The following is a 16,982-nucleotide window of genomic DNA, read 5'->3' as shown; positions in this document are numbered from 1 at the left end:
GGAAGAGGGCGTTACGGGATCTTCACGCTCGCGGACGGGCCTCGCTGGATGTTGCGGCCGTCGTGGACTTCTACGGTGTAGGTGTAGGTGGAGCCGCGCTTCAGGCCGCGATCCACGACCTGGTAGGTCTTGCGGGGTTGCCAGTAGTAGGACGTGTAGCGGTTCGAGCCGACGTTCAGGGAGCCGCGGTAAACGTTGTACGTGAGGGTGAGGTTGTCGAGGTCGTACGAGTCGGCGTAGCTGACGTAGACCCGGCCGGACGACGTCGCGGTCAGGGTCGGGGTGCGTGGCCGGAGTGGGGCCGCGCCGCCTACTGCGTTCGTGAATCTGGTGATGCCGACCTGAATGGTGCCGTTCACGTGCAGGAAGTCGCCGCCGACCCACAGGTCGGTGTCGGTGCCGGCCATCGCCAGCGGGCCGACCTTCGTGGTGCTCTTCGGGTTCGCGTCGGTGTTCGGGAACCACGGCCCGAGGTTGCCGTTGATCGCGCTCTCGACCAGCAGGTAGTGGGTGCCGGTGCCGTCCGGGAAGCCGTTCGGCGACGAGCTGCAGTTGTGCGCGTGCGAGCCCTTGTAGACCCAGTTGCCGATCGCCTTGATCGCCTCGGTCGCGCCCAGGCAGTTGTTCTTCCACAGCAGCTGGCCGGTGCTGACCTGGGCCGCGAGGACGCCGTCGTAGCAGCCGCTGCCGTCGCCGCCGTTCGAGACGAACACCTTGTCGCCGAGGGTGTCGATGTCCTTCACCCGGGTCGTGCACGTCGCGGTCGGCTTCGGGATCGCCGCGGCGGCCGGGAACGCGTACGCCGCACCGGTCGTGTTGTTGGTCATCGCGAGCGAGTAGTGGTCCTTGCCGTTGATCGTGCTGAACGGGCCGCCGACGAACACCCGGGTGCCGTTGTCGGCCACGTCGATCGCGTACACGTCGTTGTTGGCGTTCGGGTTCCACGGCAGCAGGTCGCCCTGGATCAGCCGGACCGCGCCCAGCCGGTTGCGCGTCGCCCCGTCGATCGCGCGGAAGGCGCCGCCGATGAACACGCTGTTGCCGTAGATCGCCAGCGCCTTCACCCGGGCCGCCACGACCGGGTCCCAGGCGGCGACCAGCTTGCCGGTGGCGACCGAGAACATCGCGATCTTGCTGCGCCGCACGCCGTTGACCATCGTGAAGTCGCCGCCGATCACCACCCACTTGCCGTCCGGGCTGGTGGCGATCGCGTACACGGGACCGTTCAGCGTCGGCGCGAACGCCGTCGGCTTCCCGGTGGTGCGGTCGAACGCGGCGACGTACGTGCGGACCGCCTCGGGCGCCTGGCCGGACGCCTTCCCGGGCTGCCGGAGCCGGGTGAACAGGCCGCCGGCGTACACGGTGTTCCCGGCGATCGCCAGCGCGTTCACGCTGTTGTTGGTCTGCCAGGAAGGTTGCTTGATCGCCGACACCGCCGAAGCGAAGCCCGGAGCCGCCGCCTCCACCGGCGGTCCGGAGGGAATCAACGCAGCGGCGATCACGGCCGCTGCGGTGACGACGGCCAGCACAAACTTCTTCACTTGATGTCCTTCGACTGGGCGGGGGTCAGTCAGTGCGTGCCTCATCACGCACCAGCGAAGGACACTAGCGCTGCCGGAGGCCCACTGGAAGCGGGCCTCCGGACCGCGTTATGAGTTTGTGCCGCAAGTCCTCTGACGACTCAGCTAGCGGGCCGCATAGTGAGACTGGACCTGCGCCGGCGTCAGTGCGTACGGGTAGACGGCCGCCTCGTCGATGCCCATTCCGGTCTGGGTCGCACCGCCGCCGGGCCACGAGTTCGTCAGGTCGTACCCGACGCGCCACCAGCCGTAGTACAGCGAGGCGGCGCCGATCTGCGCGCTGCCGCTGAGGACGCCGTCGACGTACAGCTTCATCGCGCCGTTGTCGTACGTGCCGACGACGTGGTGCCACTGCCCGTCGTTCTTGCCGTAGGTGCTGGTGAGCGTGCGCTGCGCGCCGTCGTTGACGCCGAACACGATCGAGCCGTTCGTCCGCATGTACAGCATCCGGTCGCCGCCACCGCCACTGTTCCCGGTCCGCGAGTTGCCGAACCCGATGATCCGCCCGCCGCGCAGCAGACCGCTCTGCTTCACCCAGGCCTCGACCGTGAACTGCTGCGGGAAGCTGGACGCCTTCTGGCCGACCATCCGGCCGCTGCTCGAGCTGGTCGTCATCGCGGTGTTCCCGGCGATCGCGCCGGCGCCGCCGAGCGTGACACCGGTGTAGGTGCCGTTGTTGCTCTGCCCGGAGGCGTCCACCGCGGTCGTCGCGCCGGCGGGTTCACCGAGCCGCCAGTACGCCTGCGGCCCGTCGGCGCCGACGATCTGGTCGTACGCCGTCGACGCCGTCGAGGCGACCGTCACCGGGTCGGAGTAGTTGCCGCGGATCGTCGTACTGCCGTCGGTGACCTCGACGCGGTAGTTCGTCACCTCGCCGGGCGTCACCGCGGTGTCGGTGTAGTGCAGCCAGGGGCGGTCCCACGGCGTCGACTTCGTCGTCCAGGTCGCGATGGTGGTGTTGCTGAAGCCCTTGAGCAGCCGGTACGTGAGCGTGCTGTCGTCGTTGTCCACGACCGTGGGGAAGTGGATCTGTACGACGCCCGGCTGGACGCTGAACGGCTGCAGCTTGGCCGGCTTGGCGGGGGCCGCACCCGGAGCCGCGTTGGTGAAACGGGTCAGGCCCTGCTGTCCGGTGCCGTTCACGTTCAGGAAGTCGCCGCCGACCCACAGATCGTCGCCGCCGGTGCCGAACGCCAGCGGGCCGACGTTGGTCGCGCTGTTCGGGTCGGCGTCGGTGTTCGGGTACCACGGGCCGAGGGTGCCGTCGGTGAGCTTCTCGGTCAGCAGGAACCGGTACCCGAAGCCCTGCGGGAAGCCGCCCGCGCCCTGGTTGGCGCAGTCGTGCGCGTGCGAACCCTTGTACAGCCAGCCGTTGACGACCTTGACCGCCTCGGTCGCGCCCAGGCACTGGTTTTTCCACTTCAGCGTGTTGGTCGCGATGTCGGCCGCCCACGTCCCGTCGAAGCAGCCGCCGCCGTCACCGCCGTTGCCGAAGTACACGGTGTCGCCGCTCGTGTCGATCGCCTTCACCCGCGTCGTGCAGGACCCGTTCGGCGGCGGTACCGCGGACGCGCCGGGGAAGGGCAGTACTGCGCCCGTCACCGGGTCGAGGCTCGTCACGGTGTTCTGCGAGGTGCCGTTGACGGTGCTGAACTGGCCGCCGGCGTACACCTTCGAGGCGTCGTCAGCGGCGTCCACCGCGTAGACATCGCCGTTGACCGCGGGGGCCCAGGGCAACAGCGCGCCGGTGTCGGCGGTGACGGCTGCCAGTCGCAGGCGCTCCTCACCGTTCACCAGGCCGAACGAGCCGCCGAAGTACACCGTCGTACCGGACACGGCGATCGTCTTGACGCGGTAGGAGACCGACGGCTTCCAGTTCGTCACCAGGGCGCCGGTGGCGGTGTCGAAGGCGGCGATCCGGTTGCGCGTCTGGCCGTTGACCGTCGTGAAGTCACCGCCGACGAAGATCCGCGAACCGTCCGCGGAGGCGGCCACCGCGTAGACCTGACCGTTCAGCACCGGGTTGAAGGTGCTGATCAGGGCGCCGGTGCTCGCGTCGAAGGCGGCCAGGTACGCCTGGCCGACCTCACTGGTCCCGGGCGCCGCGCCCGGCGGGCGGACGGTGGTGAACCGGCCGCCGGCGTACGCCTTGCCGGCCGCGACCGCGATGCCCTGCACGCTGGCGTTGGTCTGCCAGGTCGAGCTGGTGACCGCGGACAGGGACGCCTCGATGCCTTGCGCGGGCGGCGCGATCAGCAGCGTCCCGGCGACCGCCAGGACTGTCCCTACGACCCCCAGCCGCGTGAACAGACGTCTTCTCGTCATGGAGCGATGTCCCCCCTTGGACATGATCGGCGCGGGCGGCGCCGTACGGCCTCACTGATTCCCCCGAGAAGAGAGTAGGGCACCGCGCGAGATCCTGCGCGCGGCCGGTCCTGGCCTGTGGATATCCTGGGTCGCTGGCGCCGACGAGTTATGAGGTTGTGGATGGAACCGGGCACCGTGGTCTGGCGGGAGACCGCTCAGTCACTGCTGCGCCAGAAGTGGCTGATCATCGGCTGCATCCTGCTCGGTGTGCTCGGCGCCTCCGTGTTCGCGCTCTCCCAGACCGAGCGCTGGACCGCCTCGAGCCAGCTGGTGATCGGTCCCGCGGTCCCGCCGGCCCTGGTCGGGAAGCTGTCCGACGGCGCGGACAAGACCGGTCCGCTCGGCATGGACCTGCCCGCCGAGACCCAGGCCCGGGTGATGGCCAGCCCGACGCTGCTGGCCGCCGTGGTGAAGCAGCTCGGCGGGCCGAACGACGCCAAGACCGTCCAGGAGCTGGCGTCCGTGACCCGGGTGAAGGCGGTCACCGACAACGCGTACCTGGTCACCACCGACGGCCCGACCGCGCAGAAGGCGGTCGACCGGGCGAACGCGATCGCCGCGATCTACCTCAAGCAGCGCAACGACGAGGCCAAGGCGCTGCTCACCAACCTCGCTGAGCAGGCGCAGGCCCGCTCGAAGACGGCCACCCAGCAGTCCCGCAGCCTGGTCAGCCAGATCGACGAGGCCGTCGGCCGCGGCGACAACCAGACCGCGGCCGCGCTGCGTGACCAGCGCGTCGGCCTGGCGACCGAGGCGCGGCAGGCCGCAGACGACGCGGCCGCGATGCTCAAGGCACTGTCGACCGTCGGCTCGGGCAGCCAGCTCGTCACGCCGGCGACGACCGACACGGCCACCTCGTCGCCGATGGTTGCCCGTGACATCCTCGTCGGCGGGATCCTCGGCCTCGTCCTCGGGTTCGGGCTCGCGCTGCTGCGGTCGCACCTGACGCCGTACATCCTGACCCGCGACCAGGCGGCGCGGGCCGCGACGGCGCCGGTGATCGCGGCGTCCGAGGGGCATCGCCGGCGGATCTGGCAGCGGTCGGCCCCGGAGCTCCCGCAGTACGAGATCACCGCGCTCGGCGCGGAGGCCAGCGGCGCGCTGGCCCGGCGCGAGCTGAACCCGCGCGCCATCGCCGGCGGCGGCCCGGGCGCGCTGCTGGTGGTGTCGGCGTCGCCGACCCCGAACTCCGCGGGCATCGCGCTGGCGATGGCCGAGGCGAACGCCCGCGACGGCCGCGAGACCCTGCTGGTGCTGGCGGACATCGAGGGTCCGCCGGTCCTCCCGCACCTCACCGGCCACGAAGGACTGACCGACCTGGTGAACGAGCCGGCCGCGACGCGGGCGATCCGGGCCCGGAAGCTGTTCCGGCCGGGGACCGTCGCGGACCTGTACGTGCTGCCGCCCGGCCTGAACCACGAGGAGACCGCCGAAGCGGTCGGCCCCTCGCTGGTGCCGGGCATCGTCGCGGACCTGCCGCCGGGGTACTCCGTCGTCATCCACGGCCCGGCCTCCGTCGGCCGGCACGGCATCACGCCGCTCGCCGCCGCCGTCGACGCGTCGGTGCTGGTCGTCCAGGTCGGTCTCGACAAGGAGATGGACGTGGCGCGGCTGACCGGCGCGTTGCAGTTCGCGGGCGCTCCGGTGCTGGGCGTCGTACTGATCGGCGCCGCGACACAGGACGAGACGCTCGGCATCCCGCTGAACTACAAGCCGCTGGACTGACGTCGTGCCCGCGAGGTCGGCGACCCGCTTGGCCCCGGCGGTGCCGGGGACGGTCGAGGGCGAGAGCGAGCGGCCGGCGTGGTTCTGGCTGCTGCTCTGGTGCCTGTTCGTGCTGGGCGTCCAGCCGTGGTCGTCGCGGGTGGCGGCACCGCAGGGTACGACGGGATCCACGAACAGCATCGCGAAAGGGCTGCTGCTCGGCGCGGTGTTCCTGGTGGCGCTGGCGGCGACGAAGCCCGGGTTCCGGACCCGGGTGAATCCGGCCAGCTGGCTCTACGTCATGTACGTGCTGTTCGCCTGCGCGACCGCGTTCCTGCTCGCCGAACCGATGGGGCCGCTGACCCGGCTGGCGCGGTTCCTGATCGGGCTGCTGCTGATCTTCCTGCTCTGGCGGCCGCTGGTGCAGGTGCCGGAGCGGCTGGTCCGCGCGCACCTCTGGGCGCATCTGTTGCTGGCAGCAACCGTCGTACTGAGTCTGGCCTACGCGCCGTCGGAGGCGTGGCGGCCGCTGCGCACGCTCGGCGCCGGGTACCGGCTGCAGGGCGTCATCATCCCGATGCTGCCACCGCGCGTCGGCGAGGTCGGCGCGATCCTGCTCGGGCTCGCGCTGATCGGCCTGGTCTGCCGGAAGATCGCCACGCTGCCGGCGGTGACGCTGATCGGGCTGGGCGGCGTGCTGATCGCGGCGAGCCGGACGCGTACCTCCGCGGCGGCGCTCGCGTTCGGGCTGGTGGTGGCGCTGATCATCACCCGCAAGACGTGGACGGGCCGGATCCTGAGTTTCGCGGTGCCGGGGCTGATCGGGCTGGCGTTCCTGACGATCGGTTCGCTGCACACCTGGTTGCTGCGCGGCCAGGGAACGCAGCAGATCACCTCGCTGAGTGGCCGTACGACGAGCTGGCAGGCCGTGCTCGACGAGAAGGTGTCCCTCCAGACCGCGATCATCGGCCACGGCCTCGGCAACAAGCGGGTCCTGCTCCGCCGCGGCGAAGGCGACATCGACGTGATGGCAATCGACAACAGCTGGCTAGGCCTCTACTGGGAAACCGGCCTGCTGGCCGTCACGATCGTCGGCGTCGCGGTGATCATCGCGTGGGTATCGGTACTCCGCGCCCCCACCCCCTACATCCGCGCCTGCGGCGCCCTACTCCTGGGCTACGTAACAGCCGCCTCCCTGAACGAAAGCGGCCTCTCCGACCTGTCCTCAATGACAGTCCACCTCCTGGTAGCCGCCGCAATCTGCGACGCCGACCGCCTGCGCCAGCGAACGAACGAACGAACGAACGAGACGGCCGATCAGAAGAGGGACATAAGAAGGAGGCGTGGCTGGCCCGGGCGATCGGCCGCAGCCGACCGGCCGCCGAGTCGTGCACAATGGTTCCGGCTCGGTTCGCCCAGTCGTGGAACATGGCTGTCCCCGCGCCACCAGAATCCACGACTCGACGTACTCGGAGCGCCGAGGTTCTCGGGAATGGGAGCGGGGGGAGTGCGCGTGGCTGTCTCGTGGGGCTGGTCTTCTAGCTGGTCACTGAGTCCTGGTCGAAGCCCTTTTGTTGCCATTCGGGCCAGGTCAGGGACTTGCCGCCGTACGCGAAGCGGTCCTGGCTGCCGGTGACCTGGTAGCTGTTGCGGCGGAAGGTGATTGCGCCGGGTTGCGCGGGGGAGCGCTTGTTCTCTACGACGCCAAGCGTTGAGGAGGCGTCGGTCATCACGACGAGGTTGCCCTCGACGAGGACGTTGCGCAGGACGTACGTGCCGCGCGGGCCGTCGCCGCGGGTGCGGGACTGGATCGAGAGGGCGTTGCGGTTGTCCTTGATCAGGTTCCCGCGGACCTGTACGTCGGTCGACGTGTTGACGTTGATGCCGCCGCCGTCCCACAGCGAGCCGCCCGAACCGCGGCCAGTGCCGAACCCGTTGCGCTCGACGACGTTCTGGTCGATCACCCCGGCGTAACTGATCTCGTACCGGATGCCGTCGGCGGCGTTGTCGCGGATCCGGTTGCCGGTGATCCGGCGGTCGTACTCCGCGATGTCGCTCCACATCCCGATGCCCCGGTTCGCGACGATGTCGTTGCCGCTGACCTCGCCCGAGGACCGGGTGGACTTGATGCCGCCGGACTCCCAGTCCGCGATCCAGAAGCCGTCGGTGTTGTTGCGGGTGACCAGGTTCGCGGTGATCCGGACGCCGGCCGACTTGTACTGGCCGATGCCGAGCTGGCCGTTGTCGGTGACCGTGTTGCGGCTGAGCTGGGCGCGGTCTCCCTCGATCACCATGATCCCGACGGCGTGGTTCCAGCGGACCTCGTTGGCGGTCACCTTCCAGCCGGGGCCGACCTGCAGCGCGCCGGCCTGCGGGCGGCTGGCGAAACGCTCGACCGTCAGGCCGGTCACGGTGACGTTTTCCGCCGACTTGTCGATCGCGGTCTGCGTGCGGGACATCTCGATCACGTGGCCGGTCGGGTCGTCGCCGACGTACACGGTGTTGGTCCGGTAGTCGCCGTAGAAGGTGCCGGGTTTCAGCTCGGCCAGGCTCATCACGCGGGTCAGGTGCTTGCCGTCGGCAAACAGCTGTTCGCCTCGTTGACAGGGCTTGGTCTTGTTGTCCTCGCACTGCCCCTTGAGCGGGTAGTCCTCCGGGAGGACGCCTTCCACCACCCAGCCGCCGCCGGTACGCCGCCAACCGGTCAGCCGCACAGCTCCGCTCAACACCGCCCCCGGCTGGCCGCCGAGGGTGTCTCCAGTCCGAGGCTTGATGGCTCGCGAGATCCGGTGCACGCCCTTCGCGAAGCAGAACGTGCTCGGTATGGGTGCGGCGTCGATCACTGCCTGCGGATCCGCTCCGACGGCGATAACCGTACCGTTGCACGGTTTCGCCGTACGAGGCCCGGTCTCCCCAAGCACCACACCAGCCGCAGCCGGAGGAGCCGTAGGCACAGTCACCGTCACAGCCGGAGCAGCCGTGCCCGACCCGGAAGCCCCTCCCGAGTCCGAACACCCCGCCACCAACAGCACCGCAGCCCCAGCAGCCACGACAGCCCCACGCCTCATCTCATCCCTTCCACCCACCCCCACCCAACCAGACCCCGGACCCTACCCGCCCAAGGTCCCACCACCGCCCACGCCCCGCCCCCGTCACCCACCCGCCCACCCCACCAGGCCTGCCGTCGTGCTCCGGACGTTGTGCTCGGGCGGGTGGTCGTGTTGTGCGCTAGGTTTTCGGGTCATGGTTTGGATGCCTAGGTTCCTGCGGTCGGGGCGGTCTCGGTCGGTGGCTGGGGTTGTGCCGGAGCCGAGTGGGGTTCCCGGGGTTGAGTTGGTTGGGGCTGGGCTGGCTCTTGGGGCGGGGTTCTTGATTGAGAGCGGCGGTGACGGGCTGCGGTTGCATGTGGCGCGGGTGAGTGAGCCGGCTGGGGAGTTGGCGGCGGTGGTCGTGGAGGCTGGGCGGCGGGGGCCGATGTTGGCGTACCGCGTAGCGCGTGCGGGGTCCGATGCCTATGACATGCATTGGAGTGCGGGGAGTAGTGGCGGGCTCTTCAGCGACGATCCGGTGAAGGAGAAGCTGCAGGCCGGGAGCCGGCGGGCGCCGGATCGGCTGGTGGAGGACGCGGGGTTCGCGCCGGTGTCCGCGGGGATCTGGCGGCACGACGGGTACGGCGAACCGATCACCGCCGTACTCCACGACGGGCGGCTGAGCTTCCACACCCAGCACCGGCACCCGGCGTTGGACGACGTACTGCGATCCTCGCAAGTGCGCGGCGTGATCCGTGGGACCGACTACCGGGGCGAGCCCGAGGACGCGCTGCGCCTGAGCGGTGAGTGGATGTCGTACCGGCTGGTGCAGCCCAACCCGTACCCGCTGGACGTCGAGATGACCCGCGCGGCGACCCGCGACGAGTTGCAGCTGCCGGCCGAGACGCGATCCGTGGACCCGAGTGGGTTCGCGATCGGAGGCGAGAACTCCACCGAGCTGATCCTCGGCCTGACCGAGCTCAACGGGCGGCCCGTGCGGGAGCTCGAGGCCTGGATGCGCCCGTTCGACTTCGATCATCCGTCGGAGCCTCGCGACTTCCAGCGTTCGGAGGCGGGATTCCTGGGCCCGAAGGACAGTCTGCTCGGGACCATGGCCCGCGACAACGAGGTGGTGCGCCGGCTCGGGCTCACGCACGCCGAGGTCGGCGAGGCGGTACGGATGGCGACGACGGCGTCCGCCCGGTTCGGTGTCAGGGACTACGTGGGGCCGGGGGAGCACCGCTACAAGCTCGAGTCTCGGGGCTCGATGGGGGTGCAGGTGTCGCCGTTCGGGGACGGGGGCGCCGGGAGCAGCGACTACGTGCTCACCAGCAAACGCACCGGATCCAGCGTCGGCCTGTCGGACCTGGCCGGCTCGATGATCGGCCGGTACGGCTTCTATCAGGGCGCCGGTACGCCGTACCGGTCGGCGCCCGAGGACATCGTCCGCACCTTCGAGCATCTGACCGAGAAGGCCGGAGGTCCGGACCGGATCGCGCAGATCGTGAACGAGGTCGACGCGCACTTCAGCACGCTCGACGCGCTCGCCAGGTCGGCCGCGCCCGCCGAACGCCACACGTCCGCGCCCGGTTTGGCCGACACCGCCCGGACGGACGGCGACGGCCGCCCTGCTCACACCACCGGCAAGCAGGGCCCGGACATCCGCGGCCGCTGACCGGCCGGACAGGCCTGGCCGGCTGCGGTCAGCTCAGGTACGTGTCGCGGGCGAGGTCGTAGGCCAGCGCCTTCGCGACCTGGAGGGCGTCGTCCTCGTCGATGCGGTGTTGTACGACGAGGTTGGCCAGGTAGCCGGCGTCGATCCGGCGGGCGAGGTCGTGCCGTGCCGGGATCGACAGGTACGCGCGGGTGTCGTCGACGAAACCGCTCGTGTTGTAGAACCCCGCGGTCTCCGTGACGAGCTCGCGGAACCGCCGCATCCCGTCAGGGCTGTCCAGAAACCACCACGGCGCACCGAGCCGTACGGCGGGATAGACGCCGGCCAGCGGCGCCAGCTCCCGTGAGTACACGGTCTCGTCGACGGTGAACAGCACGAGCCGGAAGCCGTCCGCGTGCCCGAACCGCTCGAGCAGCGGCTGCAGCGAGCGCGTGAACTCGGCCGCCACCGGGATGTCGTGCCCCTTGTCCGGCCCGTACGTCGCGAAGATCGCGGGGTCGTGGTCGCGCAGTACGCCGGGGTGCAGCTGCATGACGAGTCCGTCCTCGGCCGACATCACCGCGGACTGGTACAGCATGTGGCCCGCGAACGCGGCGGCGTCCGCGGCGGTCACGTCGCCCTTCAACGCGCCGGCGTAGATCCGCGCGGCCTCAGCGTCGGTCAGCGGTACGGCGGCCGCGCTCAGGTGACCGTGGTCGGTGGCGCGCGCGCCCGCCGCGACGAACGCCTGCCGCCGCTGCCGCAGCGCCTGCAGGAACCCGTCGTACGTCGAGGTGTCGACGTCGGCCAGCGCGCCGAGCTGCGCGATCAGTGCGGGCCAGCCGTCGCGGTCGACGTGGGCCACGGCGTCCGGGCGGAACGTCGGGACCACGCGGCCGGGGAGGTCCGCCGCGACCTTCGCGTGCTGGGCGAGGTCGTCGGTGGCGGCGTCGGTGGTGGAGATCAGCTCGATGTTGAAGCGGTCGAGCAGCGCACGCGGGCGGAACTCGGGCTCCGCGATCCGCGCGGCGATCTGGTCGTAGAGCTCGTCGGCGGTCTCGGCGGACGGCTGCACGGTCAGGCCGAGCACCTCGGCGAACTCGTGCTCCAGCCAGTACCGGCTCGGCGTACCGAGGAACAGGTGCCAGTTGGCGCAGAACTCCCGCCAGATCTCGCGCGGCTCGGCTGTCTGCTTGCCGTCCCGGCGGGGGATCCCGAGCTTGTCGGGGGCGACGCCCTGGGAGATCAGCATCCGGGTCACGTAGTGGTCCGGGACGACCAGCAGCTCGGCCGGGTCGCCGAACGGCGCGTCGGTGGCGAACAGGCTGATGTCGACGTGTCCGTGCAGGCACAGCAGCGGCAGGTCCTTCGTCGAGGCGTGGATCCGGCGCGCGACGTCGCGCGCGGGTCCGGCCGGCAGGGCTCGGTCCGGATGAGGCTGCAGGGCCTTCGGCATGGGTCCTCCGATGCTGGGCTGAAACGTGTTCTGCAAAGGATTGCAGTCCCACCTTGTCAGCACAAGACGCGTTCCATCAGCCGACCGCTTGACACAAACTGCAACCGATTGCAGACTCAACCCCGACCTTGAGGAGATGACTGTGGCGGCGACGATCCGGGATGTGGCGCGGCTGGCCGGTGTGTCGCCGTCGACGGTGTCCCGGGCGCTCTCGGTGCCGGGGATGGTCAACGCGGCGACCCGCGCCCGGGTGGCGGCGGCCGTCGAGCAGCTCGGGTACGAGCCGAACCGGGCCGCCCGCGGACTGATCACCGGACGCACCGGCACGATCGGCCTGGTCGTGCCGGATCTGGCCAACCCGTTCTTCGCCAGCCTCGCGAAGGGTGTCCAGGCGCGTGCCCGCCGGCACGACGTCGCCGTCTTCGTCGCGGACACCGACGAGGACCCGGCGGCCGAGGGCGGGCTGGTGCGCACCTTGTCCAAGCAGGTCGACGGCATCGTGCTCTGCTCGCCGCGGGCGAGCGACGAGGAGCTGCAGGCGATCGCGCAGGACACCACCGTGGTCCTCGTCAACCGCACTGTCCCGGGCCTGCCCGGCATCACGTACGACAACGAGGACGGGATGCGTCAGGCCGTCGCGCATCTCGTTGCCCTCGGCCACCGCCGGATCGCCTGGGTCGGCGGTCCTGCCACCTCCTGGTCGACCCGGCACCGCGGGCTCGGCCTGCGCAACGCCGTCGAGGTACTGCACGCCGAGCTGGCGCCGGTCGGCAACTTCGCGCCGACGTACGAGGGCGGTATGGCCGCGGCCGACCAGGTCGTCGCGACCGGTGCGACCGCCGTGGTGGCGTACAACGACCTGGTCGCGATCGGGCTGCTGGCCCGGCTGCACAGTCGTGGGATCTCGGTCCCTGGCGACCTGAGCGTGGTCGGCGTGGACGACATCGCGATGTCCAGGATGGCCCGGCCGGCGCTGACGACGGTCCGGCTGCCGAAACAGGAGACCGGCCGGCTCGCCGTCGAGCTGCTGCTGGCCCTGCTCGACGACCCGGACGCGGCGCCGGCCGGCGTCCAAGGAGCACTGCACGGGGAACTGATCGTCCGGGATTCGTCCGGACCAGCACCACAGAATTGATCACCCCGGCCGGCGTTCGCGTCGTGCCGGGCCCGCCCTGATCCGAGGAGACACCCGATGCAACTGCAGCGGAAGTTGATCGCGGCCCCGGTGGCCGCTGCCGTGCTGGCCCTCATGGCCGCGTGCGGCGCCCCGACGCCGAGCAAACCGGCCGCCGACACCGGTGGCGACGTACCGGACAAGCCGGCCAAGGCGGTGAGCCTGAACATCCTCGACGTGGCCGGCAACCTGCAGCTCACCCAGCCGATGATCGACGACTTCGTCAAGCAGCACCCGGACGTGGTCTCGAAGGTCACGTACTCGAAGGGCCCGGCGCCCGAGCTGGCCGGCAAGATCAAGGCCCAGCAGAACGCGAACCGGGTCGACATCGACCTGGTACTCACCGGGACCGACGGTCTCGCCGCCGGCCGCGAGCAGGGCCTCTGGCTCGACCTACTGACGAAGTACTCCGACCGCCTGCCCGGGATGAAGGACTACCTGCCGCCCGCGCAGAAGATGCAGGAGCTCGGCGGCAAGGAAGGTGTGACGGTCACCTACTACCCGTCCGGCCCGCTGCTCGAGTACATGCCGTCGAAGGTCCCGGCGCCGCCGAAGACCGCGGCGGACCTGCTCGCCTACGCGAAGGCGAACAAGGGCAAGGTGATGTACGCGCGGCCCGCGAACTCCGGGCCCGGGCGCACGTTCCTGATGGGCCTGCCGTACATCCTCGGCGACAAGGACCCGAAGGACCCGGTGAACGGCTGGGACAAGACCTGGGCGTACCTGAAGGAGCTCAACCAGTACGTCGACTTCTACCCGTCCGGGACCTCCGACACGATGAAGGCGCTCGCGAACGGTTCGGCCAACATCATCGCGAGTACGACGGGCTGGGACATCAACCCGCGGGTGCTCGGCACGGTCCCGAAGGAGGCCGCGATCACGCCGATCCAGGGCTTCCACTGGGTGACCGACGCGCACTACGCCGTCGTACCGAAGGGTGTGTCGACCGACAAGCAGGCGGCGATCCTGCAGTTGCTGCAGTTCATGCTGACGCCGGAGCAGCAGGCGAAGGCGTTCGACAAGGGCTACTTCTACCCGGGGCCGGCGATCAAGGGCGTCGAGCTGGCGCAGGCGCCGCAGGAGAGCAAGGACGCGATCATGGAGTACGGGCGTCCGGAGTACGACAAACTGATTGCCGACAATCCTACGGAGGTGCCGCTGGACGCGAAGGCGCTGGTGGCCGCCTTCGACAAGTGGGACCGCGAGGTCGGCGGCAGCAAGGTGAAGAAGTCGTGACCTCGCCGAACTCGAGCTTCCAGCAGCTCCGGCTCGACGGTGTGACCCGCCGCTTCGGTACGGCGGACGCGCTGGCCGGCCTGGACCTGACGATCGAGCGGGGCGAGTTCATCGCGCTGCTCGGCCCGTCCGGTTGCGGCAAGTCGACCGCGCTGAACTGCCTGGCCGGCCTGCTGCCGCTGACCGCGGGCTCGATCTGGCAGGACGACCGGCGGATCGACACGCTGCCGCCGGAGAAGCGCGGCTTCGGCATGGTGTTCCAGAACTACGCGCTCTTCCCGCATCTGACGGTTCGCGACAACATCGCCTTCGGGCTGCGGATGCGCAACGTGCCGAAAGCCGACGTGCAGCGCCGGACCGCCGAGGCGATCGAGATGGTGCAGCTGGCCGAGCACGCGAGCAAGCTGCCCGGCCAGCTGTCCGGCGGCCAGCAGCAACGGGTGGCGATCGCCCGCGCGACCGTGCTCGAACCGTCGCTGGTGCTGATGGACGAGCCGCTGAGCAACCTGGACGCCAAGCTCCGCCTGGAGATGCGGACCGAGATCCGCCGCCTGCACCAGTCGCTCGGGCTGACGACCGTGTACGTCACGCACGACCAGGAGGAGGCGCTCAGCATGGCCGACCGCCTGGTCGTGATGCGGCAGGGCAGGGTCCAGCAGATCGGCACGCCCGAGCAGGTGCACACCAAGCCCGCCACCTGGCACGTCGCCGACTTCATGGGCTACCGCAACCTGCTGCCCCTGAAGGCGTCCCAGCTGAACGGCGACCAGGTGACGCTGGACCTCGGCGGTACGGCGATCCGCGGCGCGGCGCAAGGTGCCGTTGCCCAAGGCGACGATGTGATCGCGGCCGTGCGGCCGGAGGACGTCAGGATCGGTGACGAGGGGATGAAGGGCGTCGTCGAGGTCGTCGAGTACCAGGGCCGCGAGCGTGCGGTCGAGGTGGTCGTCGACGGCGACGTCCGGCTGCACCTGCGCACCGAGCAGCGGGTCGAGCCGGGCGAGCAGGTGGCCCTGTCAGTGGCGCCCGGACGGCTCCTGGTGTACCCGTCATGAGCGCGACCTGGCAGCACCGGCTGGCCGAACGCGGCGTCGACCGACGGTTGTGGTTGTTGCTTCCGGCCACGATCTTCGTCCTGCTGCTGTTCGTCTACCCGTTCCTGTACGGCCTCACCCTGTCGTTCCAGCCGATGGACGGCGGCGGTTTGCTGGCCAACTACGACAAGTTCTTCAGTGACGCGTACCAGCGCGACACGATCGCCACCACGCTGAAGATCGCGCTGCCCGCGGCGCTGCTGAACGTGCTGGCCGCCGTACCGATCGCGTTCCGGCTCCGCGGCCGGTTCCGCGGCAAGCGGCTGCTGACCACGATCCTCGTCGTACCGATCACGCTGGGGACCGTGCTCACGGCGCAGGGGCTGCTCAACTACCTGGGCCCGACAGGCTGGTTCAACCGCCTGCTGCTCAACCTTCAGATTGTCGACAATCCGATCCGCCTCACGAACAACTATTGGGGCGTGTTCTTCTCGCTCGTCATCACGGGCTTCCCGTTCGCGTTCCTGCTGGTGCTGTCGTACCTGTCGGGCATCGACCCGACCCTGGAACGGGCGGCGGCGACGCTCGGCGCCTCCCGGGCGCAGCGCTTCCGGCGGATCACGCTCCCATTGTTGGCACCCGGATTGGCGACAACCTTTTTGTTGACATTCGTCCTCGCGTTCTCGGTCTTCCCGTCCGCGGTACTTGTCGGCAATCCGGCCGGCTCCACCCGGGTCATCTCGCTCGCCGCGTACCAGGCGGCGTACGAGCAGTACGACTACGCGTACGCCTCCGCGATCGCGATGGTGATGGGCGCGGTGGAACTGGTCGTGGTGGCGGTCGTGCTGCTGTGGCGGTCGCGGCTCTACACCGGATCGACGGGAGGCAAGGGATGAGCTCGAAGGTGCGGTCGGTACGCGCCACCCCGCTCGGCTGGGTGATCTGGGCCGTCGTGGTGTTCTTCTTCGTCAACCTGGCCGGCGTGGTGTTCTCGGTACTGGTCAGCTCGTTCGGCACCAAGTGGTTCGACACCTGGTTGCCGAGCGGCTTCACGACCCAGTGGTACGGCGACGCGTGGCGGGAGTTCACGCTGTTCCACGTCGTCGTCGTCACGCTGCTCGTGTCCGCGCTGGTCGTCGTCCTGTCGGTGCTGATCGGCGCGCCGGCGGCGTACGTGCTGGCCAGGAAGAACTTCCCCGGCAAGCGGCTGGTCTACATGACGTTCCTGCTGCCGATCCTGATGCCGCCGATCACGTACGGCATCCCGCTCGCGACCGTGCTCTACAAGTTCGGCTTCGCGGGCCACCTGTCCGGTGTCGTGCTGGCGAACCTGGTGCCGTCGGTGCCGTTCGTGATCCTCACGATGACGCCGTTCATCGAGCAGGTCGACCCGCGGATCGAGGACGCGGCCCGGATGCTCGGCGCCGGCACGCGGTCGGTGTTCCTGAAGATCCTCGCGCCGCTGCTCGTACCCGGTCTGCTCGCGTCGGGGATCCTGGTGCTGGTGCGGACGGTCGGCATGTTCGAGCTGACCTTCCTCACCGCCGGCCCGGACTCGCAGACGCTCGTGGTCGCGCTGTACTACTCGATGTCCGCGGCGGGCATCCGCGCCCAGCAGTCGGTCGACGCGATGGCCGTCATCTACACGGCGATGATGCTGGTACTGCTCGTGGTCGCGCTGCGCTTCGTCAACCCCACGCAACTCGTGGCCCGTGTGAAGGAAGAACCCTCAGAGTGAAAGGTTCCGT

The 16,982-nt window shown here is 69.8% G+C and carries 12 protein-coding genes; 8 read left to right on the top strand and 4 right to left on the bottom strand.

The window, feature by feature from the left end; genetic code table 11:
* Window positions 1-11: 11 nt before the first annotated feature.
* Window positions 12-1,541 (bottom strand): fibronectin type III domain-containing protein, encoded by a 1,530-nt coding sequence (locus ABN611_RS38280; RefSeq protein WP_350277199.1) that lies wholly within the window; start codon window positions 1,539-1,541, stop codon window positions 12-14.
* A 144-nt stretch (window positions 1,542-1,685) separates the two neighbouring features.
* The gene (locus ABN611_RS38275; RefSeq protein ID WP_350277198.1) at window positions 1,686-3,905 is read right to left on the bottom strand and encodes a LamG-like jellyroll fold domain-containing protein; all 2,220 of its coding nucleotides are present in this window, start codon (window positions 3,903-3,905) and stop codon (window positions 1,686-1,688) included.
* Between the two features lie 162 nt (window positions 3,906-4,067).
* Between ABN611_RS38275 and ABN611_RS38270 the strand changes: the two genes are divergently transcribed.
* Entirely contained in the window at window positions 4,068-5,672 is a 1,605-nt protein-coding gene (locus ABN611_RS38270; RefSeq protein WP_350277197.1) for a Wzz/FepE/Etk N-terminal domain-containing protein, read from the top strand.
* Between the two features lie 4 nt (window positions 5,673-5,676).
* A complete protein-coding gene (locus ABN611_RS38265; protein ID WP_350277196.1) occupies window positions 5,677-7,287 on the top strand; it encodes an O-antigen ligase family protein in 1,611 nt (536 codons plus the stop codon).
* On the opposite strand, the gene ABN611_RS38260 is transcribed toward ABN611_RS38265, so the two are convergent.
* Window positions 7,190-8,380, bottom strand: coding sequence for a right-handed parallel beta-helix repeat-containing protein (locus ABN611_RS38260; RefSeq protein ID WP_350281741.1), 1,191 nt, complete (start codon window positions 8,378-8,380; stop codon window positions 7,190-7,192). The two genes, ABN611_RS38265 and ABN611_RS38260, sit on opposite strands and share 98 nt — an antisense overlap.
* A gap of 790 nt (window positions 8,381-9,170) precedes the next feature.
* Between ABN611_RS38260 and ABN611_RS38255 the strand changes: the two genes are divergently transcribed.
* A complete protein-coding gene (locus tag ABN611_RS38255; RefSeq protein WP_350277195.1) occupies window positions 9,171-10,355 on the top strand; it encodes a hypothetical protein in 1,185 nt (394 codons plus the stop codon).
* Window positions 10,356-10,383: 28 nt separating this feature from the next.
* Here the strand turns inward: ABN611_RS38255 and uxaC are convergent, their stop codons facing one another.
* Window positions 10,384-11,790, bottom strand: coding sequence for a glucuronate isomerase (gene uxaC / locus ABN611_RS38250; RefSeq protein WP_350277194.1), 1,407 nt, complete (start codon window positions 11,788-11,790; stop codon window positions 10,384-10,386).
* Window positions 11,791-11,926: 136 nt separating this feature from the next.
* Here uxaC and ABN611_RS38245 point away from each other — a divergent pair, with 136 nt between their 5' ends.
* From ABN611_RS38245 to ABN611_RS38225, 5 genes are read left to right on the top strand one after another with little or no spacing between them, the layout of a single operon-like run.
* Window positions 11,927-12,925 (top strand): LacI family DNA-binding transcriptional regulator, encoded by a 999-nt coding sequence (locus ABN611_RS38245; RefSeq protein ID WP_350277193.1) that lies wholly within the window; start codon window positions 11,927-11,929, stop codon window positions 12,923-12,925.
* 57 nt (window positions 12,926-12,982) lie between these two features.
* A complete protein-coding gene (locus ABN611_RS38240) occupies window positions 12,983-14,200 on the top strand; it encodes an extracellular solute-binding protein (RefSeq protein WP_350277192.1) in 1,218 nt (405 codons plus the stop codon).
* Complete coding sequence (locus ABN611_RS38235) at window positions 14,197-15,255, top strand: ABC transporter ATP-binding protein (protein WP_350277191.1); 1,059 nt, start codon at window positions 14,197-14,199, stop codon at window positions 15,253-15,255. Before ABN611_RS38240 ends, ABN611_RS38235 begins: the two co-directional genes overlap by 4 nt.
* On the top strand, window positions 15,252-16,130 hold the full coding sequence (locus tag ABN611_RS38230) for a sugar ABC transporter permease (RefSeq protein ID WP_350277190.1): 879 nt from the start codon (window positions 15,252-15,254) through the stop codon (window positions 16,128-16,130). Before ABN611_RS38235 ends, ABN611_RS38230 begins: the two co-directional genes overlap by 4 nt.
* A complete protein-coding gene (locus ABN611_RS38225) occupies window positions 16,127-16,972 on the top strand; it encodes an ABC transporter permease subunit (RefSeq protein ID WP_350277189.1) in 846 nt (281 codons plus the stop codon). Before ABN611_RS38230 ends, ABN611_RS38225 begins: the two co-directional genes overlap by 4 nt.
* Window positions 16,973-16,982: the final 10 nt, after the last annotated feature.

The organism is Kribbella sp. HUAS MG21, from assembly GCF_040254265.1.
Lineage (GTDB): Bacteria > Actinomycetota > Actinomycetes > Propionibacteriales > Kribbellaceae > Kribbella.
This window is presented reverse-complemented; position numbering and strand designations above follow the sequence as displayed.